Origin of the sequence: Pseudomonas sp. GL-B-19 (assembly GCF_019956415.1) — a bacterium.
In the GTDB taxonomy this organism is placed as follows: Bacteria; Pseudomonadota; Gammaproteobacteria; order Pseudomonadales; family Pseudomonadaceae; genus Aquipseudomonas.
Window position 1 is genome coordinate 106,450 of record NZ_JAHBDK010000097.1, and the last position, 24,773, is coordinate 131,222.

A 24,773-nucleotide genomic window follows, 5' to 3' on the forward strand; every position below is an offset into this window, starting at 1 on the left:
CCATGCACAGCAGCGACAGTGAATTCATCGTCCGCCAGGACAACGCCGTCTACGAGACGGACACCCCGGTGCTGTACATCGTGGCCGAGGGTATTGCCACGCTGACGCTGAACCGGCCGACCTTCAACAACGCTCAAAACTCGCAGATGACCTACGCCCTGGACGCCGCCTTTCGCCAGGCGGTCAACGATGACAGCGTCAAGGTCATCGTCCTGCGGGGTAACGGCAAACACTTCTCGGCTGGCCACGATATTGGCACGCCCGGGCGCGATATCGACAAACCGTTCGAGCGCGCGCACCTGTGGTGGGACCACACCAACAAACCCGGTGGCGAGCAGCTGTATGCCCGCGAGCAGGAGGTGTACCTGGGCATGTGCCGGCGCTGGCGGGAACTGCCCAAGCCGACCATCGCCATGGTCCATGGCGCGTGTGTAGCGGGCGGGCTGATGCTGGCCTGGGTCTGCGATTTGATCGTCGCCAGCGACGACGCATTCTTCCAGGATCCGGTGGTACGCATGGGCATTCCGGGGGTGGAGTATTTTGCCCATCCCTATGAAATGAACCCGCGCATCGCCAAGGAATTCCTCTTCACCGGCGACCGAATGAGCGCCAACCGGGCCTGGCAAGTGGGCATGGTCAACCGCCTGGTGACACGTGAAGAACTGGAGTCGGCGACCTATACCCTGGCCGCCGGCATCGCCCGCCAGCCACGCATGGGCCTGGCCCTGACCAAGCAGGCGATCAACCACGTCGAAGACCTGCAAGGCAAGCGCACGGCGATGGATGCGGTGTTCGCCTGGCACCACTTTGCCCATGCCCATAACGAGCTGTTGTCCGGCGACAAACTGGGCGGCTTCGACGCCAAGGGCATGGCCCGGGCCAACAAGCAGGCCGAGGACAAAAGCCAATGAACCGCTGGCTGGATACGCCATTGACTGAGGCCCTGGGTTGCCGTTACCCGATTGTGCAAACCGCCATGGGCTGGGTCGCCGACGCCAACCTGGTAATCGCCACGACCCAGGCCGGGGGCTTCGGTTTCCTGGCCGGGGCGACCATCCCGGCCGATGAACTGGAAGGCGAAATCCGCAAGGTGATCGACGCCACCGGCGGCAGCAACTTCGGGCTCAATTTCCATATGTTCCAAGACAACGCCGCGCAGTGCGTCGACCTGGCGATCGAGTACCGCTTGCGCGCCGTGAGCTACGGACGCGGCCCGGACAAACAGACCATCGCACGCTTCAAGGCGGCGAACGTGCTGTGCATCCCCACCGTCGGCGCCTTGAAACATGCCCTGAAGGCGGTGGAACTGGGTGCCGATCTGATCACTATTCAGGGTGGCGAGGGCGGCGGCCATACCGGCGGCGTGCCCAGTTCGATCCTGCTGCCCCAAGTACTGGCGGCGGTCAGGGTGCCGGTGATCGCGGCCGGTGGGTTCGCCACCGGTCGTGGCCTGGCCTCGGTGCTGGCTGCCGGTGGCGCCGGCATCGCCATGGGCACGCGGTTTCTCATGACCCGCGAATCGCCGACTCCGGCTGCGACTCTCGAACGCTACCTGAAGGTCAACGATCCGCAGCAGGTGCGTGTGACCACGGCGGTGGATGGCATGCGCCACCGCATGATCGAAAACCGTTTCATTAACCACCTGGAGCAGGCGGGCTCCTTCGGGCGGCTGCGTATTGCCCTGGGCAGCGCCTGGCAGTGGAAACAGCAGACCGGCATGAGCCTTGGTCACATGGCTTCAGTCTTTTTCCGGGCGTTGCGTGAAGACCCTTCGGCACTGTCGCAAGTGGTGATGGCGGCCAACCAGCCGGTGCTGTTGCAACGCTCTATGGTCGATGGCGCCCCGGACGAGGGCATCCTGCCCAGTGGCCAGGTCGCGGCCGCCATCGGCGAGTTGCTCAGTTGCCGTGAAGTCATCGAAGGCATCGCCAGCGAGGCCCAGCAATGCCTGGACACGCTCCTGGCACGCAGCCAGACCCGCCCCTCGAACCATCCAGCCAGCATTGGAGAACCCCTTTGAACCAGGCATTCACGACACAACTCAATCAGGGGATCGCTGAATTGGTGATCGCCAAACCACCGGTCAACGCCCTCGACAGCCAGGAATGGCAGGCCCTGGCGCAACAGATCGAAGCCCTTGGGGCCAATCCTGAGGTGCGGGTGATTGTGATCCGCGCCGAAGGCCGGGGCTTTTGCGCCGGGGTCGACATCAAGGAACTGGACAAGTACCCGGAGCGGATCGTTGAGGTCAATGCCGGCAACTACGCCACCTTCAAGGCCGTGCACCGCAACCCGGTGCCGGTGATTGTCGCAGTGCATGGTTTTGTCCTGGGCGGCGGCATTGGCATCACCGGGGCGGCGGACATTGTCGTCGCCTCCGAATGTGCGACCTTCGCCCTGCCGGAAGTCGACCGCGGCGCCATGGGTGGCGGTGCGCATCTGCAGCGCCTGTTCCCGGTGCAAAAAGTCCGCTACCTGTTCTTTACCGGCGACAGCATCGGTGCCCCCGAAGCTCTGCAATACGGCTTTATCGAGCGGATCGTCAGCAAGGACCAGTTGCGCGAAACCGCCCTCGGCATCGCGGCAAAAATTGCCGAAAAAAGCCCGGGGATGATCCGCATCGCCAAGGAAGCCTTGAACGGCATCGAAGACGGCAACCTGGAAGATAAATACCGCTGGGAACAGGGCTTCACCATGCAGGCCTACAGCAGCCCGGACTCCGCGGAAACGCGCCGGGCCTTCGTCGAAAAACGCGACGCCAAGTTCTGAGATAACGCCATGGACCTGACATATACCCCCAAGCAAAACGCCTTCCGCGCTGAAGTACGCGCCTGGCTGGCGGCCAACCTGCCACGCGAGCCCCTGGCCAGCTACGACACCCGCGAAGGCTTTGAACAGCATCGCGCCTGGGAGGCCAAGCTGTTCGAGAGCCGCTGGTCGATGGTGATGTGGCCCGCGGAACTGGGCGGTCGCGGTAGCGACTTGATCGAGTGGCTGATCTTCGAGGAAGAGTATTACGGCGCCGGAGCACCGATGCGCGTCAATCAGAACGGCCAGCTGTTGCTGGGGCCGACCCTGATGGAATTCGGCACCCCGGAGCAGAAGCAGCGCTTCCTGCCGCGCATGGCCGAAAGCCTGGACATGTGGGCGCAAGGCTGGTCGGAGCCCAACGCCGGTTCCGACATGGCGGCAATCACCAGCAAGGCGCTGCTCGACGGCGACCATTACGTGATCAACGGGCAGAAGACCTGGTCGACCCGGGCGATCTACGCGGATTGGCTGTTCGGCCTCTTTCGCAGCGAGCCAGGATCGACTCGTCACCACGGCTTGTCGTTCGTCATGGTGCCGCTGGACACGCCGGGGGTGAGCATTCGCCCGATCAAGGCGCTCAACGGCAAGGACGCCTTTGCCGAGGTGTTTTTCGACGACGTGCGAGTGCCGGTGGCTAACCGCATCGGTGAGCAAGGGCAGGGCTGGCATGTGGCGATGGCCACAGCCGGTTTTGAGCGTGGCCTGCTGCTGCGTTCACCGGCGCGCTTTCAGGCCACGGCGCGCAAGCTGGTTCAGCTGTACAAGGCGAACCGCGTCAGCGCCGACCGCGATCCGAGCCTGCGCGATGCCGTGCTGGAGACCTGGATGGGCGCTGAAGCCTATGCGTTGTCGGCCTATCACACTGTGGGCCGCTTGAGTCGGGGCGAGCAGATCGGCGCGGAGTCGAGCATCAACAAGGTCATCTGGTCGGAGCTGGATCTGAAGATGCACGAGACCGCCATGCGCATTCTCGGTGCACGCGGCGAGTTGGTTGCAAAAGGCGCGGAGGCGGGCGATGCGGCGGGCTGGCTGGAGGGCTTCCTGTTTGCCCAGTCCGGGCCGATCTATGCCGGCACCAACGAAATCCAGCGCAACATCATTGCCGAGCGCATGCTCGGCTTGCCGAAATAAGGAACCGCCCATGGACTTCACTTTTAACGATGACCAGTTGGCGTTCCGCGAAGCCATCAGTCGTTTCCTGATGACCGAAGCCGCCCCGGAGATGCTCCGGGAAATCTGGGAGACCGATGTCGGGCGCTCCCGGGACCTGCGCAACAAGATCGCCGAGCAGGGCCTGACCGCCTTGTCGGTGCCCGAGGCCGAAGGCGGCATGGGCATGGACGACGTGACCTGGGCACTGATGACCCAAGAGCTGGGTTACTACGCCATTCCCGATTTATTGGCTGACACCGCTTATGTCGCCAGTGGCTTACTCGCCGGTCTGCCCGCAGGGCACCCGGCCCGCGCCGACCTGTTGCCTCGGATCGCCGATGGCAGTTTGCGCATGGCGATCAGTCATCCGGTCAATGCACTGGTCAGCGACGCGCAATTGGCCGAAGTGTTGATTCTCACCGACGGCAATGACATCCATGTGGTGCCGCGCTCCCAGATGGAGGTGGAAAACCATCTGAGCATCGACGCCTCGCGCCGCTTGGGTCTGGTGACGTGGACCCCGTCGTCGGCGACCTGCGTGGCCAGTGGCGAGCAGGGGCGCGCCTTGCAAGATCGCATGCTGGACCGCGGCGCGCTGTCGGTAGCCGGACAGTTACTGGGGCTGGCGCAACGCATGCTGGACCTGTCGGTGGACTACGTGGCCCAGCGCAAACAGTTCGGCAAGCCGATCGGCAGCTTCCAGGCGGTCAAGCATCACCTGGCCGATGTCGCCCGTTACATCGAACAGGCCAAACCGGTGCTGTACCGCGCCGCCCATGCCTTGGCCCGGGGCGACGTCAACGCAGGCGTATGGGTTTCGCAGGCCCGCCTGGCGGCGAATGAGGCGAGCTGGATCGCAGCCCGTAAAGGCATCCAGGTGCACGGTGCGATGGGGTACACCTGGGAAGTCGATTTGCAGATGTTCATGAAGCGTGCCTGGGCCCTCGATGCGTCTTGGGGCGACCGCGGCTTTCACAAAACCCGTGTCAGCGACTACCTGTTCGCCGACGCTACCGGCCTTGGGCCGGGACACACTTTCGAGGAATGAGTCATGGCACAGGCTTACATTGTTGATGCACTGCGCAGCCCCACGGGCAAGCGCAAGGGCTCATTGAGCGAGATCCACGCGATTGACTTGGGCGCCCATGTGCTCAAGGCACTGGTGGAGCGCAATGTGATCCCCGCTGAAGACTACGACGACGTGATATTCGGTTGTGTTGACACCATCGGCTCCCAGGCCGGCGATATCGCCCGCACCAGTTGGCTGGCCGCCGGCTTACCGCTGACGGTCCCCGGCACCACAGTGGATCGCCAGTGCGGTTCATCGCAACAGGCGCTGCATTTCGCCGCGCAGGCGGTGATGAGCGGCACTCAGGATGTGGTCGCGGTGGGCGGGGTGCAGACCATGACCCAAATCCCTATTTCCTCGGCGATGCTGGCCGGCCAGCCCCTGGGCTTTGCCGATCCATTCTCGGGTAGCGTTGGCTGGCGCGCGCGCTTTGGCCAGCAACCCGTGAACCAGTTCTATGCCGCGCAACGGATTGCCGATCATTGGCAGATCAGTCGCGAGCAAATGGAAGCCTTTGCTCTGCAAAGCCACGAACGCGCACTGGCGGCCATCGCCAGTGGGCGATTTGCTCGGGAAATCGTTGCATGCCAGGGGCTGACGGTGGATGAAACCCCGCGCCAGAGCAGTCTGGCAAAGATGGCCGAATTGCAGCCGGTGGACCCTCAGTTCCCGTCGATCACCGCTGCCGTGTCCAGCCAGACTTGCGATGCCTCGGCGGCGCTGTTGGTGGTCTCCGAGGCGGCGCTTAAACGCTACGACCTGACGCCACGGGCGCGGATTCATCACCTGACGGTGCTCGGTGACGATCCGATCTGGCACCTCACCGCACCGATTGCCGCTACCCGTCGGGCCTTGGCCAAAAGCGGGCTGAGCATGGCCGACATCGACCGGGTCGAGATCAACGAGGCCTTTGCCTCGGTGGTCATGGCCTGGGCCAAAGAGCTGGATTACGACCCGGCGCGCACTAACGTCAACGGCGGTGCGATTGCCCTGGGCCACCCGTTGGGTGCCACTGGCGCAAGACTGATGACCACGCTACTGAACGAACTGGAATGCAGCGGCGGTCGCTACGGCCTGCAAACCATGTGTGAAGGCGGCGGCCAGGCCAACGTGACCATCATCGAACGCCTGTAATTCTTTCCATGTGGGCCGCCGCTTCGGGTGCGCGGCCACCCAAATCCTGAGGAGTCAAACATGGCTATTTGTGCAGACCGCACCGTGATCATCACCGGGGCCGGTGGCGGGCTCGGTCGCGCCTACGCCCTGGCGTTCGCCGCGCAAGGGGCCAATGTCGTGGTCAACGATATTCGCGCCGATGCCGCAGAAGATGTGGCGGGCGAGATTCGCGCCAGCGGTGGCCAGGCCATCGCCAGCAGCGACGACATCACCACACTGGCCACTGCGCAGCGCATCGTCGATGCGACGTTGGCGGCATTCGGTGAAGTACATGTGCTGATCAATAACGCCGGCGTATTGCGTGACCGCATGTTCATCAGCCTCAGTGAAGAAGACTGGGACATGGTCATGCGCGTCCACCTCAAGGGCCATTACTGCCTGGCCAACATCCTCGGCCGCCGCTGGCGCGACCTGGCCAAGGCCGGCACGCCGGTTGACGCCCGCATCATCAACACCAGCTCCGGCGCCGGTTTGCAAGGTTCGGTGGGACAGTCCAATTATTCGGCGGCCAAGGGCGGCATCGCTTCGCTGACCCTGGTACAAGCGGCGGAACTGGCGCGCTACGGCGTCACCGCCAACGCGCTGGCACCGGCCGCACGGACCTCGATGACCGAGAGTGCGATGCCCGAAGTGGTGAAAAAACCCGAAGACGGCAGCTTCGATGCCTGGGCTGCAGAAAACGTCGCGCCGCTGGTGGTGTGGCTCGGTAGCCCGGCGTCGGCCCACGTCAGCGGTCAGATCTTCGAAAGCCAGGGCGGGCGAATTTCCTTGGCTGACGGCTGGCGCACGGGCGTCACCCGCGACAAAGGCGCGTTGTGGCAAGTTGAAGAAATCGGTGCGGCAGTGAATGCGATCCTTGCCGAAGCGCCGAAGGCGCAGAAAGTCTGGGGAAGCTAAGAACCCCCACCCTGTAGGAGCTGGCTTGTCGGGTCGCCGCATCGCAGCGAAGGCGGTGTGTCAGGCAGGCCGCCTTCGCTGGCAAGCCAGCTCCTACAGTAAGCCTTGTTTTGCCGTCGCCATACCCCATTTTGACGATGTGCCCGCATCGCCCCCTCCGTACAAATACAGCGTATTGATTTCTTCGGAGGTAGACGCTGTGAAACAAGCCCCCCCTTATGTTCCCGGTCATCAATTGCTGGCCGGCAAGTCGGTGTTGATAACCGCCGCAGCCGGTGCCGGTATCGGTTACTCAGCGGCCCGACGCAGTGCCGAGGAGGGTTGCCGGGCGCTGATGATTTCCGACGTGCATGCGCGGCGCCTGGAAGAGGCGGTGGAACGCCTCAAGGCCGAGACCGGTTTACAGGCGATTTATGGCCAGCTGTGCAATGTCACGATCGAAGGCGAAGTCCAGGCCCTGGTGGCGGCGGCCGAAGAGGCACTGGGCGGTGTCGACGTGCTGATCAACAACGCGGGCCTGGGAGGCCAGAAGCGTGTAGTGGAGATGAGTGACGAAGAGTGGTTGCGGGTGCTCGATGTGACCTTGACGGGCACCTTCCGTATGACTCGGGCGATGTTGCCGCACATGCAGCGCCGCGGCGCAGGGGCCATCGTCAATAATGCCTCGGTGCTCGGTTGGCGGGCACAAAAGGAGCAGGCCCATTACGCCGCCGCCAAGGCCGGGGTGATGGCGCTGACCCGCTGCAGCGCCCTGGAAGCCGCCGAGTTCGGCGTGCGTATCAATGCGGTATCGCCATCGATTGCCCTGCACGATTTTCTCAAGAAAGCCTCCAGTGAAGAATTGCTCGCCAACCTGGCAGGGCGCGAAGCGTTCGGTCGCGCCGCCGAAGTCTGGGAAGTGGCCAACGTGATGATGTTCCTGGCTAGCGACTATGCCTCCTACATGGTAGGTGAAGTGTTGTCCGTCAGTTCACAACAAGCTTGAGGGCGCGCTCATGAATCACGTTTTCAGCAGTGCCCGGGCGTTGCTTGCGGCCGAAGGCCTGGACCTGGGCCACACCGAATGGCTGACCATCAGCCAGCAACGCATCGATCTGTTCGCCGAAGCCACAGGTGATCACCAGTGGATTCATGTCGACCCGATACGCGCCGCCAGCGGTCCCTTCGGCGCCTGCATTGCCCACGGCTACCTGACCCAATCCCTGGCCAATCTGTTCATGCCGCAGTTGTTGACCCTTTCAAACATGGCCATGGGGGTCAACTACGGCAGCGATCGTGTGCGCTTCCCGGCGCCGGTCAAGGTCGATTCGCGGGTACGCGGCAGCGGCCTGATCATCCGTGCCGAGCCAATGGGCGACGCCGTACAACTGGTAGTGCGTATCACAGTGGAAGTCGAGGGCCAGGCGCGTCCGGGCTGCGTGATCGACACCATCAGCCGCTACACCTTCAACCCAATTTCCGAGTGAGTTTCCATGGACCTGAATGAAGTCGTCATCGTTGCCACCGCCCGTACCGCGCTGGCCAAATCGTTTCGTGGATCGTTCAACGATACCGAGGCCCCGGTGCTGGGTGGCCATGTGGTGCGCGCGGTGGTCGAACGAGCCGGCATTGAGCCTGCTGACGTAGAGGATGTGATCATGGGCGCGGCGGTTCAGCAGGGCACCCAGGCCTACAACATCGGTCGGCTCTGTGCCTACACCGGTGGCTTGCCGGACAGTGTGCCGGGCATGGCCCTGGACCGCATGTGCGCCTCGGGTCTGATGAGTATCGGCGTGGCTGCCAAGGGCATCATGAGTGGTGAGATGAGCATCGCCATCGGTGGCGGCGTGGAGTCCCTGTCGCTGACCCAGACCAAACACAAAAACAGCTTCCGCGCCCAGTCCGAAGCCGTACTGCAGGTGATGCCCAGCGCCTACATCCCGATGATTGAAACCGCCGAGATTGTGTCCCGTCGCTATGGCATCAGTCGTGCCGCTCAGGATGAGTATTCGTTGCAAAGCCAGCTGCGCACTGCTGCCGCTCAACGGGATGGCCTTTTCGACGAGGAAATCGTCGGCCTGAGCGTGGACAAGCTGCTGTTCGCCGCCGATGGACAGCCCAATGGTCATGAACGCGTGAAGGTCTTGCGTGATGAATGCAATCGGCCCAGCACGCGCCTTGAGGACCTGGCAAATCTGAAACCGGTGTGGAAGGACGGAAAATGGATCGAGCAGGGCGAGTTCGTCACCGCCGGCAACGCCTCGCAGTTCTCTGACGGTGCCTCGGCCAGCCTTTTGATGAGTCGTGCCGAGGCCAGGCGCCGCGGGTTGACGCCACTGGGCATCTACCGGGGCATTGCCGTGGGTGGGTGCGCACCGGAGGAAATGGGCATCGGTCCGGTGATCGCCATTCCCAAGCTGCTCAAGCGCTTCGGCCTGGGGGTAGCGGATATCGGTCTGTGGGAGATCAACGAAGCCTTTGCCAGCCAGGTGTTGCATTGCCGTGATGCGCTGCAGATCCCTGCAGAGCGCCTGAACGTCAATGGCGGTGCGATTGCCATCGGTCACCCATTCGGTATGTCCGGCGCGCGGATGGTGGGCCACGCCTTGCTCGAAGGGCGGCGGCGCGGTGCGCGTTATGTGGTGATTGCCATGTGCATCGGTGGCGGCATGGGCGCCGCCGGTCTGTTCGAGCTGCCGTAAAGCGAGCGGGGCGCCGCCACACACTCGATTAAATCCATGGGGCCCGCAGGTCGGGCCCGCTGCTGGGGAATGGATATGCATAGTTGTTTGCCCAATGCACAGGTCCTGGCGCAAATGGGCCTGGAGTTGGCCGAGTACGAGCGGATCATTGGCAACATCTACGATTCAGCGATGAACACCGCCTCTTTGAGCGACTCGTTGCGCGAGATCCGTGCGCTGTTCAAGGCTAATTTCGTGACCTTGATCCTGCGGGTTCAGGATGAGCCGCTGTTGTCACCGATGGTGGTTGCCGGTGATATCGAACTGGGGCAGGGCGGCATCAACCATTACGCCTACTACGCCAAATCCACCCTGTTCGACGGTTTGCCCACCGACACTGTGTTCACCATCGATGAGCTGATGAGCGATGCCGAATGGGCCAGTTCGGCGTTTTACCTGCTGTACTGCCAACCCTACGATTGTTACCAAATGCTCGGTGCCGATATCCGCATGCCGGATGGCGGCACGGTGCGTTTTCGGATCAATCGACCACAGGGTCACCCACGTTTCAGTGATACCGAGCGGGCCATGTGCGCCATGTTGTTGCCACATTTGCGCCGGTCTTTGCACATGTATTCGCAACTCGACCGCAGCGAGTCGCTCGGCAGCCTGTATTCGCAGACGATCAGCCGCCTCGCAGTGGCGACCTTCGTGCTCGATGAAAACGGCTGCGTGGTGCAACTCAACCCTGTGGCCCGGGAAATCCTCGACAGTCAGGACGGCCTCAAAGTGGTTGGCGGTCGCCTGGAGGCGACCTACCCCAGTGACAATCGGGAATTGGCGCGCCTGGTGCTCAATGCCTTTCAGCGTACCAGGCAAGGCGCCGGCAAGGGGGTGCAGGTGGCCGAGGCGACGTCGATTTCCCGTCCTTCAGGGCAGGTCAGTCTGGGCGTTGTGGTGGAGTTGATTCCATCCCGGGAACTGCTCGAAGGCAACGGTAAACCCACGGTGGTTGTGTATGTGCGCGACGCCGTGAGCAAGTCGCTGGTGAGCACGGTGCTGACTTCGCAACTGTACAGCCTGACCCCAGCGGAAACTGCGCTGGCACTGGAACTGGCCAACGGCTTGTCGCTGGAGGAAGCCTCGGAAATCCTCAATATCAGACGCAATACCGCGCGCGCGCATCTGCGTTCGATATTTTCCAAGACGGGCGTGCGGCGCCAGACCGAGCTGGTGCGGATCATGCTCAATAGCGTGGTAGCTCTGGGCGCGCCGCAGCCGGCCGGGTCCCGGCTGTGACGCGGGCCCGGGTAAAAATGCGTTAGTCCGTGCGGACGATGCTGTCGGGTTCCTGGCCTGTCGATACTGGGAAACCGTTGTCGAACCCATGGAGAAGAAAAATGACCGGCAGTAATCAGTCCCCTGGCTGGGCTTTGACGTTGTTATTGGGATGCTGTGCCATCGGCACGGTGAATGCCGCACCGGAAGACATCCCGCGCCTTGGCAAAGACTTGACGTGCCTGGGCGCGGAAAAGGCCGGCAATGCAGACGGCAGCATTCCCGCGTTCAGCGGCAAGTGGTTGGGCGTGCCGCCCCATGTTGATTTCAAAGGCACGGGTAACCACCCGGTGGATCCGTACCCGGACGAAAAACCGTTGTTCGTGATAACCGCGCAGAACATTGCGCAATACAGCGACTCCCTGTCTGACGGCCAAAAAGCCCTGTTCAAGCTCTACCCGGCCACCTACAAAATACCGGTCTATCCCTCGCATAGGGATTTCCGCGTCAATGACGCGGTATGCCGGGCCACTCAGGAGAACGCCAGCGTGGCGCGTCTGGTGGATGACGGCGAAGGGGTGGTCGGCAAGACCGGCGGCACACCATTCCCCGTGCCGCGCAGCGGCCTGGAGCTGTTGAAAAACGCCTCGGCCTTTTCCTTGCGGGCCTGGACCGAAGAGTACACGTCCGACAACGCCTATGTGCTCAAGGACGGCAACATCAACTGGGGCCGCGTGCATTCGCGCAACCTGGCGCCAGCGCTGGAGCCAGGAAAGATTGCCGATACCACCGGCAACTCGTCGTTCTATCTCAATGAAACCCTGCTGCCGCAACGGGACAAGGGTGAGATCAATACCGGGACCGAGTTCTGGAACGACAAGACCGAACCGCGCCAGGCCTGGCGTTACGATCCGGGCACTCGGCGTGTGCGCCAGTCGCCAGGCTATGGTTTCGACATGTCGTTCCCCGGCAGCGGTGGGTCGATCACCGTGGACGAAGTGCGCCTGTTCAACGGTTCAGGTCAGCGCTACGACTGGAAGATCGTCGGCAAGCGTGAGATGTACATTCCTTACAACACCTATCGTCTGCACGACGCCAAACTCAAATATGCCGACCTGTTGACCCCCGGCCATATCAATCCCGATGTCATGCGTTATGAGCGCCATAGGGTCTGGGAGCTGGAAGGCACCCTCAAGCCTGGCTATCGCCACCTGTATGGAAAACGCAAGTTGTATGTCGACGAAGACACCTGGTTTCCGATGCTCGCCGACAACTACGACAACCGTGGCGAGCTGTGGCGCACCTCGATGGTCAACTACTTCTATGCCTACGAAAGCCAGGCCCAGCAGGCGGGCGTCGGCCTGTATTACGACCTCAATGCCGGCAGCTACCTGGCGTTCAATCTGATCAACGAGCAGCGCAACGGCTACCTGTTGAATAAACCCGGTTTCAGTCCCCGGGACTTCGGTCCGGAAGCCGCTCGCCGCTTCGGCCAGTGACCAGGAAGTTTGGCGCCCGCTTTGAGCAGGGGCGCCCTTTGAGAGTCGCTCCCATTTGATCTAGTCCAACTGAACGATGATCTCCTTGTGCGTCCTGCTCAATGATGTCCGCCATGGGATCACCCTGTATTTCTTGGGGGCATTGCCTGCCCCGAAGTCTGCATTCGAGGAACAATAACAATGACGAAACTCGCTGAAATCAACATAGAGAACGCCCAGCGCACCCACCGTTACGCGCGCGGCTGGCACTGCCTGGGCAATGCCAACGATTACCGTGATGGCAAGCCCCATACCCTGGAAATCTTTGGCACCCGCCTGGTGGCCTTTGCCGATAGCCAGGGCACCATCAGCATTCTGGATGCCTACTGCCCGCACATGGGCGCCGACCTGTCCCAGGGCACCATCGAGAACGACAGGCTGGTGTGCCCGTTCCACCACTGGAAATACGACACCGGCGGCAAATGCGTGGAGATCCCTTACTGCAAGCGCATTCCACCCAAGGCCAAGACGCGCAGCTGGTTGACTTGCGAGGAAAACTATCTGCTGTTCGTCTGGAACAACCCCGAAGGCCGTCCGCCAAAAGAGGGCGTGGTCATTCCGCACCTGCCCGAGATGGATGATCCAGACTGGATTCATGACTGGAACATCGACACCATGCTGATCGAGACCAACCCACGGGAGTTAGTCGATAACCTGGTGGACGCCCAGCACTTCGGGCCGGTGCACGGTACACCGACCAAGTATTTCGCCAACATATTCGAAGGGCATATCGGTCATCAGATTTTCCATGGCGACTCCGAGCGCTTGGGCGGCGACCTGATCGCGCCATCGGCCTACTACGGGCCGGCCACTCACTTCACGCATATCAGTTCGATGTTCGGCGATGCGCGGATCCACGCCATTCTGCTCAACAGCCACGTGCCGGTGACGCCAAACAGTTTCGACCTGCGCTTTGGTTGCATGGTCAAGCGCGTGCCGGGCTGGACTGAAGAGCAGAACCAGGAAGTAGCCAGGGCCTATGTCCAAGGCAACCGTGAATCGTTCTATCAGGACGTGGTGATCTGGAAGCACAAAATCCGTATCGACAAGCCGGTGCTGGCAGAAACCGACGGCCCGGTCTATCAGTTGCGCGAGTGGTATGAGCAATTCTTCACCGATGAGGATGACGTGCCCGCGTCAATGGCGGAGCGTCGCGAGTTCATTACGGTCGACGAGCGCTGATAGAGGAGCAGGGCGCCTTCGAGAGGCAAGCGATTGTCTCTCGACGGCGCCGCTCCCAAGGGCACTGCCGCCCTTGAGGTCATGGTCATGACTCAGGTCCGATTTGAAGGCAATGAGGGAATGCATAATGAAAATAAAAACGGCCTATACCTTTCCTTTGTTAGTAGTGTTTCTCTTGGTTTCGGTTGTACAGGTTTCGGTGCCGCCGGAATCGGCCAGCGTCAAGGCGTGCAAGCGTTATGCGAGCTGTCTCACCATGAGTTCGAGAGTTTCGAACTGGCTTGATTTCCGCTAGGGGTGTTCTGGCGAGCCTCTTCGTTTTGTAGTGACCGTTGTTCAAAAGCGGCTACACCCTGGATTTTGAGACCTGTTAGCCAGAAAGCAGGTTAGAGTGTTCATCAATGTCTGTTCATAAGGGCCCTCCACTCGATTCGCGTAGTCACGCCAAGCGGCTCCAGCGAACGACCGGGCAAAAAAAACCGTATATCAATCGTTATGTGAAGAATGAATCGTCCGCTGTTTGTTTCTTTAGATGGGCCCAAGGGAGCCGGTAAAACCACACTGTTGGAGGCCGTTACGAAAGTACTGAGGGCAGACAACAAAAAGGTGATCCGGCTTTGCGAGAAAAAAAGCGATCCCTATAGGGGTGAAACAATGACCCTCGTTAACAAACTCGTCAGAAATCCCACCCGGGATTTGGAGTTGGAGGTTTGTGAGCGCTTTGCTGATAGCCGTACCTGGATTTCCCAGCACGTGCTGGCTAAACAGCCACCAGGCAGCATTATCTTGATCGATCGCTGGTACCCATCTGATGCCGCGTTTCGCCGGATAGTACCGTTTGCAGAAATTCTACAATTGAACATTGATCGAAACGTGCAAGTGCCAGACCTGCATGTCGGGGTTGTCACCAACCCTGAAATTTCATGGGCAAGGGCAGCGGCACGACGGCGTGGGCTGAGCAGTACGGTGATCCATAAGCTGGAAGAACATGTCGCTTGTACCCAGGCGTTCGAGCAAGCGATTGCAGATCACGGCTGGGTTTTATGCCGTAATGAAGGAACGATCGAAGACGCAACGATGCAGGTGGTTTCTGAGATCTATAGAGTCCTTCAATGCCCCGTAGGCGAAGTTCGCTGCGCCGGCCTTGATGCGGTTGAGATAGCCGTAGATATAGATCGTTAGCAGAATCGAAGGGTTGATTTGTCGCCGCAGCGGTAGCCGGCTGACGCTTTGATCTGGGTGCCAGTCATCGAACTCTGAGCCGAAGCTGCCCGGGGTGGGTCTTACATGATCAGACGGTTCGAGCGCCCATTGCTGGAGATGTATGCCAAGTGAGTACCACGCGGGCATGATTCTTTATCGCGAGATGTAGAAGCCTGGCGCGGCAGTGGCGGGTTGACTGCAAGCCTCGTGTTTTCCCGCAACTCTCCCGCCAGTTCCAGGTCACTTGGCCGCGCGCTGATCTCCTCGCCAATGTTCTCGAAAGTGGTGCATGACGGGTCATTCCTCTTGCAGGTGGATGAGTGCAATCCAATTGTCTCGGCTAGTCAATCAATCGGTCCAACTCTACTGTTTCTGGCATCGGGTCGTGAGGCCCGCCGATTTTTCTATCCAGCCAACTTTCACAGGAAAACGACCATGTCAGACACCCGGAAACTCATCGCCGTTGTCGGTGCCACCGGTCATCAGGGCGGCGCAGTTGTGCGTGCGTTGCAGGCGAACGGTCAATTCAAGGTCCGTGCATTGACGCGCAATCCGGCGGAACATCCGCAGTTGGCGGACGAAGTCGTGCTGGCGGATCTGACGCATCCGCAAACCCTGGAAGCCGCGTTTGCCGGGGTACACGGGGTGTTTCTGGTCACCAATTTCTGGGAGCCTGGCACGGACGAGCACACCCAGGCACTCGCGGCTATCCACGCGGCGAAAGCTGCCGGCGTTCAACACTTCATCTGGTCGACGTTGCCGAACGTGGAGTCGATCAGCCAAGGTAAGCTCGATGTCCCGCATTTCACCAACAAGGCAAAAATCGACCAAATCGTGAGTGAAGCCGGATTCGCGCACCACACCTTCGTGATCGCGCCGTTCTTCTACCAGAATCTGCTCGGCGTAATGGCTCCGACTCAACAAGCCGATGGAACCATTGGCTGGGCGATGCCGATCGACCCGCAGCAGCGCGTTATTCACATGGGCGACATCACCGAGCTTGGCCACGTCGTTGTCGGGGCATTCACGCAGCCTGAACTCGCCGGTAACGGCGAATATCTGCCGATGGTCGGTGACTTCCTGAGCTTCAACGAGGTAATTACCGAGTTGAATCGGCTGGGGCACCATTTCTCGTTCAAGCACGTCCCGCAAGAAGTTTTTGCCGGCTGGTTCCCGGGGGCCGGGGAAGTCGCGCAAATGCTCGCCTACTTCGAGGCCCATACCTACCTCGGTGCGGATTCGCCCGATGCCATCGCGCTGGCCAACCGAGTCGCCGGCCGACAGCCGACGAAATTTGCCGCGTGGGCCCGGGAGAACTTCGAAATTCCGGCGTCCGCCTGACGCAACAATCGCCACTCGCTATCGATACCCTTGCGGCGTGTCTGGCGCATTCATCTTCTGGATCACCAGCCCGATGAACGCCGACACGGCAAGTGGCAGCTGCCGGCGGCTCGGGTACAGCACGTTCAGTCCATAGCCTTTGGGCTGGTATTGCGGCAGCACCGGGACGAGCACGCCGGCCTCTACTTCAAGCCTGGCCATCACGGGCGGCAGCAGCGCGATGCCCAGCCCGGCCGCGGCAGCCTTGCGCAGGGCCTGGGCGGTATTGCCGCTGAAGCGCCCGGCAACTTGCACTTCTTCCTCGCCATCGGGACCGACCAAACGCCATGTGGCGTGGCCGCCGGGTTGCGCGGAGATCACGCAGTCGTGGCTCGCCAGATCCTGCAACGTGCGGGGTGAACCACGCTCCGCGATGTAGGCGGGGCTGGCCACCATCCCGACGCTAAGCGGGGCAAGGATCTGACGGCCGACATAGCCCGAGTCGCGCAATGGCCCACCGCGAAAGGCGACGTCGATCTGCTCTGCGATCAGATCGGCCTTCGCATCGCTGAGCACGAAATCGAGTCGCACACGCGGATGCGCGGCCAGAAACCCGGTGACCCATTCCATCAGGAAAAAGTCGAAAAAGTCGGCCGGAGCTGCCACGCGCACCAGCCCACTGGGCTCGTTGCTGCCCGTCATCAACGCCTGTCCCGCTTCGAGCAGGCCATCGACGGCACCCACGCATCGCTCGTGAAAGCCTTGGCCGGCACTGGTGAGCGTGAGCTTGCGAGTGGAGCGTTGCAGCAGCCGCGTGCCGAGTTGCGCTTCGAGCTGCTGGATGCGGCGACTCACGGTATTGGCTGGCATGCCCAGCCGCCGTGCCGCTTCGGCAAAGCTGCCGCAGCGTACAACCTGCACAAACATGGCGATGTCATTGAGGTCGATCATAACGGGACATTCCTGCCGTTGGTGGACGAGTGCAATCCAATTGTATCGACTAATCAAGTAATCGCCCGGGCCTTATTGTTTGAGGCATCGGCCCTACAGCCTCCCAACTTCGCACGGCAGGTTTACCCATGGCCCTACTACAAACTCAAATCGGTACTCGCTCTGACCGCGAAACCATCACCGACCGCGCAATTAGCTACCGCACCACCGGTAGCAGGCATGGCTCTATTGTCCGGTTGATGAGCCCTTCCGATCTGGGCCACCTGATCAAGCCTTTTGTGTTCCTCGACCTGTTTGAAGGTGAGAGCTCATTCATCAACGGCATGCCAATGCACCCGCACTCGGGCATCGCCACCGTCACCGTTATTACCGAAGGCAATTTGCGCTTCGAAGATGCTGATTCGGGCAAGGGGATGATTGACTATGGCGGTGTCGAATGGATGCGGGCCGGAGGTGGCGTGTGGCACGGCAAGGAAATGTCGGTCGGTACATCGAAGCGGATTCAGGGGTTTCAACTGTGGGTGGCACTCCCACCGGCGTTGGAAAACGCCAGCGTCGACAGCCAATACCTCGAGTCGAGGGTGATGCCAGAAGTGGGGCCGGCGCGTGTGATTCTCGGATCGTATCAAGGGGTTCAAAGCCCGGTCCGCGCTCCCGCCGGGATGAACTACCTGCTGGTCACGCTGCCCGCCGGGGAATCCTGGACCTATATTCCACCCAATGGACACGAGTCATTGTGGTTGAGTGTCAGCCGCGGAACCCTTTCCGTTCCCGGTGTGGTCATGGCGGGAGAAATGGTCATCTTCGAGCCAGGTAACGGTGCTGTTACGCTCAAGGCCATGCACAAGGATACGGTCTTCGTGATCGGCTCGGCAGAACCTCATCCCTACGATCTGGCTCTGGGGAACTACTCGGTGCACACCAACCCGCACGCCTTGCGGTCGGGGGAGGCGAAAATTGCCGAGATTGGCGCCCGGCTGCGTGAATACCTGAAAAAGTCAAACGGGTCAGCCAGCGTACCGGTTTTCAAGTGACCCACTGAAACTCTGATGCTTTTGCTGTTGGTCGATTTCAGCCTGTCGCGAAGGGCTATAAACGACCCATAGCCGACGCTCACCGAATGAATGACTCAATTGGAGGCCAAACGGTTTCATAGCATCGCATTGGACATCACGCTTGAAGGGCGATGGCTACGATCCTGCTCAGAAGCGCCATGCCATGTCTGACGGCAGGCAAACTACTGAGCTGCTAGTGTTAGTCAGCACGCCGTCAAAGTCTCAGCAGTCTCATGGGGCATCCGGCGCTATGCCTACGCTGTTGTCCATCGACGGCGGGGTAATCCAAGGTGTTTCAAACCGATCGAATGGTTCTGAACCGAGGAAAAAATCATGGCGAAGGTACTTGTTCTCTATTACTCAATGTACGGTCACCTCGAAACGATGGCTGGCGCAGTGGCCGAAGGCGCACGATCCGTACCCGGTACCGATGTGACGCTCAAGCGTGTCGCCGAAACCATCCCGGCCGAACAGGCAGCTGCCATCGGCGTCAAACTCGACCAGAAGGCACCGGTGGCGACACCTGACGAGCTTGGCAATTACGATGCCATCATCTTTGGTACACCGACGCGCTTTGGCAATATGGCGGGACAGATGCGTACGTTTCTCGACCAGACCGGCGGACTGTGGATGAGCGGCGCGCTGGTCGGGAAAATCGGCAGTGTCTTTGCGTCGACCGGCACCCAGCACGGTGGCCAGGAAACCACTATTACGTCGTTCCACAGCACACTCCTGCATCAGGGAATGGTCATCGTGGGTGTGCCTTACACCTGTGCAGGGCTGACCAACATGAGCGAGATCACCGGCGGTACGCCCTATGGCGCGACCACCCTGGCAGGTGCCGACGGAAAACGACAACCGTCACAGAATGAACTGGATATTGCGCGCTTCCAGGGTAAGCACGTCGCTGAGCTTGCAAAAAAGCTCGCCGGTTAATCCGTGATGGACTAGCACTTTCAAATGATTGGTGCGACGGTTGGCAAACAAAAAAGCACACAGCGCGGCTGCGCTGCACCAGACGCCGTGACCACCTGCGCTATCAAAGCAGGCATCGTTCTGGGTGCTCCGGCCTGAAGGTTCGCTGGTGCGGGCCTTTTTTTTGGTAATTCACATCACTCAATGCTCATGGGCATGCGAATGGATGGTGAGGGCACCAGGAACCTTGGTGCGTTCGAGCCCCCCACGTTCCAGCCACCGGAGGGTCTGCTCATAGGCACGCTGCAGCAAAGACTCGGTCTGGTCAAAGTTGAAAACCGAGACATCCACCGGGCACAAGGGCGGGACGATGTGCAGACTGGTGAAAGTGCGGAAGTGTTCGATGTCGCTCACCAGTTGGCGCATGCTCATCAGATTGACGGTGTGCAGGGCTAAGGCGACCAGTCCTCGGGGAGGTTGCCTTAGGTCGCAACTCATTCCGGTGGGGATTACCACGACGTTGGTGGCTCCCAAGGCTACGGCAGTCGAAATAGGTGTATTGCTTGCCACGCCGCCGTCAACCAGGAACTGATCGGCGATTTGTACGCAGGGGAACACCAGCGGAATGGCAGCGCTGGCCAGTAACGCCTGCTCGAGTTCGCCACTGGACAGAACCGTCTCGGCACCACTGAGCAGGTTGGTGGTGACGATGTATAGGGGCAGCACCGCATCCTCAATGCGGTGAATGGGCAGTGCCTGACCCAGCAGCCGATTCAAGGCCGACGGCTGCAACAGATAGCCACGCCGTTTGATCAATCCTCTACAGGTATCGAACCAAGAGAGGGGGAAGATGTCAGTTTTACTCAGTCCGCGCCAGAATCCGGCGAGCGCCTCGACGCCGTCGGAGTCGGGCCTTGCGGCAAAGTAGGCACCGTTGATAGCGCCTACCGAAGCGCCAACCACCATATCGCATCGAACATTGGCCTCAACCAGGGCCCGCAACATGCCCACCTGCACCGCCCCCAAACTGCCACCGCCAGCGAATACGATTGCGGTTTTGGTCGCCATGGCGGAAGTCTCTGTGCGGAAATGTATCGAATGAGTGTAGCTGGCGGGTCGGCATTACTTCCGGCAGCCCGCCACATGATCGATATTTCGCAAGTCAGGAGTTACGGACCATGCCGAATCCCAACGGAAACGGGATGAATGCGTAACATGCCCCGGCTTTCCTGTTCCGTGAAACAACCGACCCACTCCCATCACCTGTTTTTGAGCCATTCTGCATCATAAACTTATCGCTCGGAGATTCTGGTTTCTCGATGCCAGAGCGTCGGAAAAAGCTCGTGCTCCATAGGTACATCTGATGCCAGAGCATCTTTCAGCCCTGGAAAGTCGGGTGAGGTGGCCCAAGGTCTCGGCGCATGCCGCACGTCATCGCCTATGACCCTCACTGAAAACGCGCGGCGACGGTTATGCCCGCCCACGCCAGCAGAGGCATGCAAAGTCAACATGTTGAAACACACCATGTCCCCCGGCGACAACGTCCATCCGAGAATGGGAAAGTCCTCGCGATGGCTTTCAATATCCGGTAGCTCGCCTAGTGTTCCCTCGGAGAACCATTTGGCTTGGCTGTCCATGAAGGACCGAGGCATCAACCAGGGGCCCTTGTGTGAGCCGGCGATGAATTCGAGGGTCGATTCCCTGGGCACGGGGTCAACTGGAATCCAGAAACTCACGGTGTCCGAACCAGTGATGTTGTAGTAAGGCTGGTCCTGGTGCCAAGGCGTGCGTTGGCGCGTATTGGGCTCTTTCACCAGCAAGTGATCATGGTGCAGGCGCACCTGTTGGCTGTTCAGCAGGGCGGCCGCGATTGGGGCGATGGCGGAGTTGAAGATGAAGTCGCGATAGTGTGCATTCTCTTGCCAGTTACAAAAGTCCTCGAAGAACCATCCCGGATCTGTAGGGCTGCTCGCCACTTTTGCGCGAGGGCTGGGATGGGCAAGGTTGCGCTCGATGCCTTGCGTCAGTTCGCTGATTTGCTGCGCAGTAAACGCATTACGGATACACACTGCACCATCAGTTTGAAAGGCACGCACAGTCTCGTCGCTGACGGGGAAGGCAAAACGAGATTCACCGCGTTGTGTCATTTCGTCCATGGGGATTACCTCATTCGCCGTAAATATCGAAGTTGAAGTACTGCTTCGCGATCTGGTCGTACTGGCCTGATTGGCGAATACTGGCAATGGCCGTGTTCAGCTGCTCTCTGAGATCAGGCTCGTTTTTTCGGACACCGATAGCAACGCCATCGCCAATGATGCTTTTGTCGGTGATGGGCTCACCGGCGAAGGCAAAGCCCTGGCCTTGAGGCTTTTGCAGTAATCCGATGTCGGCTTGTACCGAAGCCTGGAACGAGGCATCCAGGCGTCCAGTGATGAGGTCTGAAAACACCTGGTCTTGGGTTTGGTAGGAAAGGATATTGACGCCTTGGCGGCCCCATTGCGACTTGGCATAACTTTCATGTAGCGAGCCTTGAACCACCCCAACCGACTTGCCTTTCAATGATTCTGCCGTCGGCAGCAATCCGGTGTCTTTTCTGGCAACGAGAGAAGACGGCGCGGTGTAGATTTTGTTGCTGAAATCGACCTGCTGGCGACGTGCCTCGGTGGCGCTGAATGCAGACAGGATGGCGTCAAATTTCTTCGCCTTTAACGCAGGGATCATGCTGTCGAAGGTCTGCTCGACCCAAATACACTTGACCCGCAACTCGGCACATAGGGCATTGCCCAGATCGATATCAAAACCACTCAATGAACCATCTGGCTGCTTTTGCTCGAAAGGTGGGTAGCTAGGGTCGACGCCGAATTTGATCACCGGTTCTGCCTGCGATAGCGGGGTGATGATCAACCCGAATAGCAGGGTGATGTATTGAAATTTGCATAGTTGCATGATGACCTCATTTTTTATTGGTTTTCACGGTTTGGCAGGTCTTTGCTCAAGCGTCGAGTGGCAAGAAGGCCTCAGTCAACTTGACCCAATAGCCAGCGCCCCGTATCAGGATGTCGTCATTGAAGTCGTAGCGAGGGTCGTGAGCCATGCAGCTCTTTTCACCGTCGCCATTGCCGATAATCAGATAGCTGCCAGGGCATTGCTGCAGGAAGTAGGCGAAATCCTCGCTGCCATTGAAGGGCACGATGTCGTTCATCACCTCGTCCTCACCGAGCCAGTCGATGGCCACCTGGCTGGCAAACCGGGTCATTTCTTCGTCATTTACCAGCAAGGGGTAGTCGGCACTGTAGTCGATCTCGGCGGTCGCGCCGAATGCCTGCGCCTGGGCGTGAATGAGGTGTTTTATCTGGCTCTCCAGACGGTCCCGGACGGCATTGTTCAGTGAGCGGACGGAAATCAGCATGTGCGCGCTGTCCGGGATCACGTTGGACGCCTTACCTGCGTTAATGGCCCCGACGGTGATAACGCTCATTTCCTGAGGTGAAGTGTTGCGCGAGACGATTGTCTGCAGGGCCATGATGATGCTTGCGCAGACCACCACAGGGTCGACGCTCAGATGCGGCATCGCGCCGTGACCGCCTTTTCCGTGAATCGTGACATTGACCTGGTCGGCGGAGGCCATGAAGGGCCCGGCTCGGAACCCGAGTTTTCCGACAGGGTAACCAGGCATGTTGTGTGCAGCGAACACTGCATCGCAGGGGAACTGTTGCAGCACGCCTTCCTGAATCATTCGTCGGGCGCCGGCCAGACCTTCTTCGGCCGGCTGGAAAATCAGACGGACCGTGCCATCGAACGGATGGCCATGGGCGAGGGCGTAGGCGGCGGCGAGGAGCATGACCGTATGCCCGTCATGGCCACACGCGTGCATCTTGCCCGGTATCCGGCTTGCATAGGGGAGCCCGGTTTTTTCCAGAATTGGCAGTGCGTCCATGTCAGCCCGTATGCCGATCACACGCGAACTGGTGCCTTTCTTCAGCGTGGCGATGACCGCGGTTTCGGCGAAGCCGCGCGTCACGTCATAACCCCATTTGATCAATCGTTCGGCTACCAACTCACTAGTCTCGACCTCCTGATAACCGAGTTCAGGGTTGGCATGGATCTGGTGGCGCAGTTCGCGCATTTCCTGCTCAATCTCTTTTAACAGCGTGATGGACTGTGTCATTGGCAGCGTTTTTCCTTGGTGACCAAGAGGAGAAACCAATCTGTCGCAAGGGGCACATCCTACGATGGCTTACGGCATCATGCGTTTCATCAAAGTGCCCGGGCTTTTTCTGGTACGGTCTTTTGGTGAGGTTCGAAGCCCAGGTGGTGTTGGTCCGAGAGTAGAGGGCCAAGGCAGCAGCTGACAGGCAACCGAAAGTGAACAAGGCAACCCAGGGTTAACACCGGCGGACACTATGAAGTTCTATCAACTCAATGCACTGGTGGCGGTGGCCGATGCGGGCAGTATCCGCGGCGCTGCAAAAAGGCTCGACACTTCGCCGGCAGCGGTCACCAAGGCCATCCAGAAGCTGGAGGCAGACACCGCGACACAATTGCTGATCCGTAATACCTCAGGGATTGTGTTTACCGAACTCGGCAAGAAGCTGTTGATTCAGGCACGTCTGCTGGTGGCACAGATGGTCAGTGCCCGTCAGGTGTTGCCTGATTGCAAGGGGGAACTGGAGGGGTGCTTGTCGGTAGCCGTGACACCCTGGTTGGCGATGACACTCATGCCTAAATCCGTCGTGCGTTTTCGCCAGCTGTTTCCAAAGGTGCAACTTGAGTTGTATGAGGGGCTTTCATCGGTCGCGTGTCCGCTGCTGCGGGATGCGAGCGTCGATCTGTTTATCGGACGGCTTGATACCCGGTTTTCCAGTGCCGACCTGACCTATCTGCCGCTGTTTACGGCCGACTGTGCGGTGGTGGCCCGTCAGCAACACCCGTTGTCGAACAGCAGGACCATGGAGGATCTGGCGTCGGCTGACTGGATACTGGCCTCGCAACAAGACGGAACGATTTCGACGCAGGGGCATGTGCATTTCGCCCATTCGCTCTCGATCATCTTGAGCTTGCTGCGTGAAACCGACATGTTAAGCATCTTTCCCTGGCCGCTGGTGGAGATATGTGCTCAGCGCGAAGGCTTGTGCGCCTTGCCTCTGCGCGAGCCGGTCGGCAGTGCCTCGGTGGGCGCCATCAGCCGAAGCGGGCAGCCCCTGCGGCCGGCGGCCGAACGGTTTCTGGAGTGTCTGATCGAAACCATTCACCTGGAGATGGGGCATGCGCATTCTCCTTATCGACGGATGTTGCAGACCGTCGATTTACTGGTCTGAGAGCGGTTATCGAAACTGAGTGGAACGTCACTGGTTTCATAGTCATACCTCACTGTCCGCTCCTGGCCGAGCCCTGCCTGTCGTGACCGACCATGTAACCGGTCATTGAGCAGAACTTCATGCCCAGTTCGCTTGTCAGGTACGTCGGGTAGGGCGCGTATGCTGTTGATTTCCGGGGATTCTGGTGATTAACGGCAAAGTCCGGTTTTTAGGTACCTGTGACAGCGATAGAAGTTCCATCCAGACAC

The 24,773-nt window shown here is 60.0% G+C and carries 24 protein-coding genes; 19 read left to right on the forward strand and 5 right to left on the reverse strand.

The features are described from left to right. Window positions 1–2 precede the first annotated feature (2 nt). The 16 genes from KGB06_RS28430 to KGB06_RS28505 all read left to right on the forward strand — a co-directional run bounded on the left by KGB06_RS28430 (window position 3) and on the right by KGB06_RS28505 (window position 16,307). Window positions 3–911, forward strand: coding sequence for an enoyl-CoA hydratase (locus tag KGB06_RS28430; protein WP_223521682.1), 909 nt, complete (start codon window positions 3–5; stop codon window positions 909–911). After that, complete coding sequence (locus KGB06_RS28435) at window positions 908–2,020, forward strand: NAD(P)H-dependent flavin oxidoreductase (RefSeq protein ID WP_223521684.1); 1,113 nt, start codon at window positions 908–910, stop codon at window positions 2,018–2,020. Before KGB06_RS28430 ends, KGB06_RS28435 begins: the two co-directional genes overlap by 4 nt. Further along, entirely contained in the window at window positions 2,017–2,769 is a 753-nt protein-coding gene (locus tag KGB06_RS28440; RefSeq protein WP_223521686.1) for an enoyl-CoA hydratase family protein, read from the forward strand. Before KGB06_RS28435 ends, KGB06_RS28440 begins: the two co-directional genes overlap by 4 nt. Window positions 2,770–2,778: 9 nt before the next feature. Beyond that, window positions 2,779–3,942 (forward strand): acyl-CoA dehydrogenase family protein, encoded by a 1,164-nt coding sequence (locus KGB06_RS28445; protein ID WP_223521688.1) that lies wholly within the window; start codon window positions 2,779–2,781, stop codon window positions 3,940–3,942. 10 nt (window positions 3,943–3,952) lie between these two features. Further along, complete coding sequence (locus tag KGB06_RS28450; protein WP_223521689.1) at window positions 3,953–5,011, forward strand: acyl-CoA dehydrogenase family protein; 1,059 nt, start codon at window positions 3,953–3,955, stop codon at window positions 5,009–5,011. 3 nt (window positions 5,012–5,014) lie between these two features. Beyond that, window positions 5,015–6,166, forward strand: coding sequence for an acetyl-CoA C-acetyltransferase (locus tag KGB06_RS28455; protein ID WP_223521691.1), 1,152 nt, complete (start codon window positions 5,015–5,017; stop codon window positions 6,164–6,166). A gap of 60 nt (window positions 6,167–6,226) precedes the next feature. Then, entirely contained in the window at window positions 6,227–7,105 is an 879-nt protein-coding gene (locus KGB06_RS28460; RefSeq protein ID WP_223521693.1) for an SDR family oxidoreductase, read from the forward strand. Window positions 7,106–7,304: 199 nt separating this feature from the next. Beyond that, window positions 7,305–8,090, forward strand: coding sequence for an SDR family oxidoreductase (locus KGB06_RS28465; RefSeq protein ID WP_223521695.1), 786 nt, complete (start codon window positions 7,305–7,307; stop codon window positions 8,088–8,090). Between the two features lie 10 nt (window positions 8,091–8,100). Then, window positions 8,101–8,571 carry a MaoC family dehydratase gene (locus KGB06_RS28470; RefSeq protein WP_223521697.1) on the forward strand — a complete coding sequence of 157 codons (471 nt, stop codon included), beginning with the start codon at window positions 8,101–8,103 and terminating at the stop codon, window positions 8,569–8,571. A 6-nt stretch (window positions 8,572–8,577) separates the two neighbouring features. Beyond that, window positions 8,578–9,786, forward strand: a complete 1,209-nt coding sequence (locus tag KGB06_RS28475; RefSeq protein ID WP_223521699.1) for an acetyl-CoA C-acyltransferase — start codon at window positions 8,578–8,580, stop codon at window positions 9,784–9,786. Window positions 9,787–9,861: 75 nt separating this feature from the next. After that, window positions 9,862–11,064, forward strand: a complete 1,203-nt coding sequence (locus tag KGB06_RS28480) for a helix-turn-helix transcriptional regulator (protein WP_223521701.1) — start codon at window positions 9,862–9,864, stop codon at window positions 11,062–11,064. A gap of 101 nt (window positions 11,065–11,165) precedes the next feature. Beyond that, window positions 11,166–12,542: a DUF1329 domain-containing protein gene (locus KGB06_RS28485; protein WP_223521702.1), complete on the forward strand. Its 1,377-nt coding sequence runs from the start codon at window positions 11,166–11,168 to the stop codon at window positions 12,540–12,542. A 180-nt stretch (window positions 12,543–12,722) separates the two neighbouring features. Continuing rightward, complete coding sequence (locus KGB06_RS28490) at window positions 12,723–13,763, forward strand: Rieske 2Fe-2S domain-containing protein (protein WP_223521704.1); 1,041 nt, start codon at window positions 12,723–12,725, stop codon at window positions 13,761–13,763. 33 nt (window positions 13,764–13,796) lie between these two features. Next, window positions 13,797–14,048 (forward strand): hypothetical protein, encoded by a 252-nt coding sequence (locus KGB06_RS28495; RefSeq protein ID WP_223521706.1) that lies wholly within the window; start codon window positions 13,797–13,799, stop codon window positions 14,046–14,048. Between the two features lie 219 nt (window positions 14,049–14,267). Beyond that, the gene (locus KGB06_RS28500; RefSeq protein ID WP_223521707.1) at window positions 14,268–14,945 is read left to right on the forward strand and encodes a dTMP kinase; all 678 of its coding nucleotides are present in this window, start codon (window positions 14,268–14,270) and stop codon (window positions 14,943–14,945) included. Window positions 14,946–15,401: 456 nt separating this feature from the next. Then, window positions 15,402–16,307 (forward strand): NmrA/HSCARG family protein, encoded by a 906-nt coding sequence (locus KGB06_RS28505; RefSeq protein ID WP_223521709.1) that lies wholly within the window; start codon window positions 15,402–15,404, stop codon window positions 16,305–16,307. 18 nt (window positions 16,308–16,325) lie between these two features. Here KGB06_RS28505 and KGB06_RS28510 read toward each other — a convergent pair whose 3' ends face one another. Then, window positions 16,326–17,237: a LysR family transcriptional regulator gene (locus KGB06_RS28510; protein ID WP_223521711.1), complete on the reverse strand. Its 912-nt coding sequence runs from the start codon at window positions 17,235–17,237 to the stop codon at window positions 16,326–16,328. Window positions 17,238–17,365: 128 nt separating this feature from the next. On the opposite strand from KGB06_RS28510, the gene KGB06_RS28515 reads away from it, so the two are divergent. Further along, window positions 17,366–18,271, forward strand: coding sequence for a pirin family protein (locus KGB06_RS28515; protein ID WP_223521713.1), 906 nt, complete (start codon window positions 17,366–17,368; stop codon window positions 18,269–18,271). Between the two features lie 354 nt (window positions 18,272–18,625). Continuing rightward, on the forward strand, window positions 18,626–19,228 hold the full coding sequence (wrbA, locus tag KGB06_RS28520; RefSeq protein WP_223521715.1) for an NAD(P)H:quinone oxidoreductase: 603 nt from the start codon (window positions 18,626–18,628) through the stop codon (window positions 19,226–19,228). Between the two features lie 180 nt (window positions 19,229–19,408). Here wrbA and KGB06_RS28525 read toward each other — a convergent pair whose 3' ends face one another. The 4 genes from KGB06_RS28525 to KGB06_RS28540 all read right to left on the reverse strand — a co-directional run bounded on the left by KGB06_RS28525 (window position 19,409) and on the right by KGB06_RS28540 (window position 23,375). Next, window positions 19,409–20,275 carry a patatin-like phospholipase family protein gene (locus KGB06_RS28525; RefSeq protein WP_223521716.1) on the reverse strand — a complete coding sequence of 289 codons (867 nt, stop codon included), beginning with the start codon at window positions 20,273–20,275 and terminating at the stop codon, window positions 19,409–19,411. Window positions 20,276–20,499: 224 nt separating this feature from the next. Beyond that, window positions 20,500–21,363, reverse strand: a complete 864-nt coding sequence (locus KGB06_RS28530; RefSeq protein ID WP_223521719.1) for a phytanoyl-CoA dioxygenase family protein — start codon at window positions 21,361–21,363, stop codon at window positions 20,500–20,502. Window positions 21,364–21,373: 10 nt separating this feature from the next. Then, complete coding sequence (locus KGB06_RS28535; RefSeq protein WP_223521721.1) at window positions 21,374–22,153, reverse strand: ABC transporter substrate-binding protein; 780 nt, start codon at window positions 22,151–22,153, stop codon at window positions 21,374–21,376. Between the two features lie 46 nt (window positions 22,154–22,199). After that, window positions 22,200–23,375, reverse strand: coding sequence for a M20 aminoacylase family protein (locus KGB06_RS28540; RefSeq protein ID WP_223521723.1), 1,176 nt, complete (start codon window positions 23,373–23,375; stop codon window positions 22,200–22,202). Window positions 23,376–23,610: 235 nt separating this feature from the next. On the opposite strand from KGB06_RS28540, the gene KGB06_RS28545 reads away from it, so the two are divergent. Then, entirely contained in the window at window positions 23,611–24,525 is a 915-nt protein-coding gene (locus KGB06_RS28545) for a LysR family transcriptional regulator (protein WP_223521725.1), read from the forward strand. The last annotated feature ends 248 nt before the right edge of the window (window positions 24,526–24,773 follow it).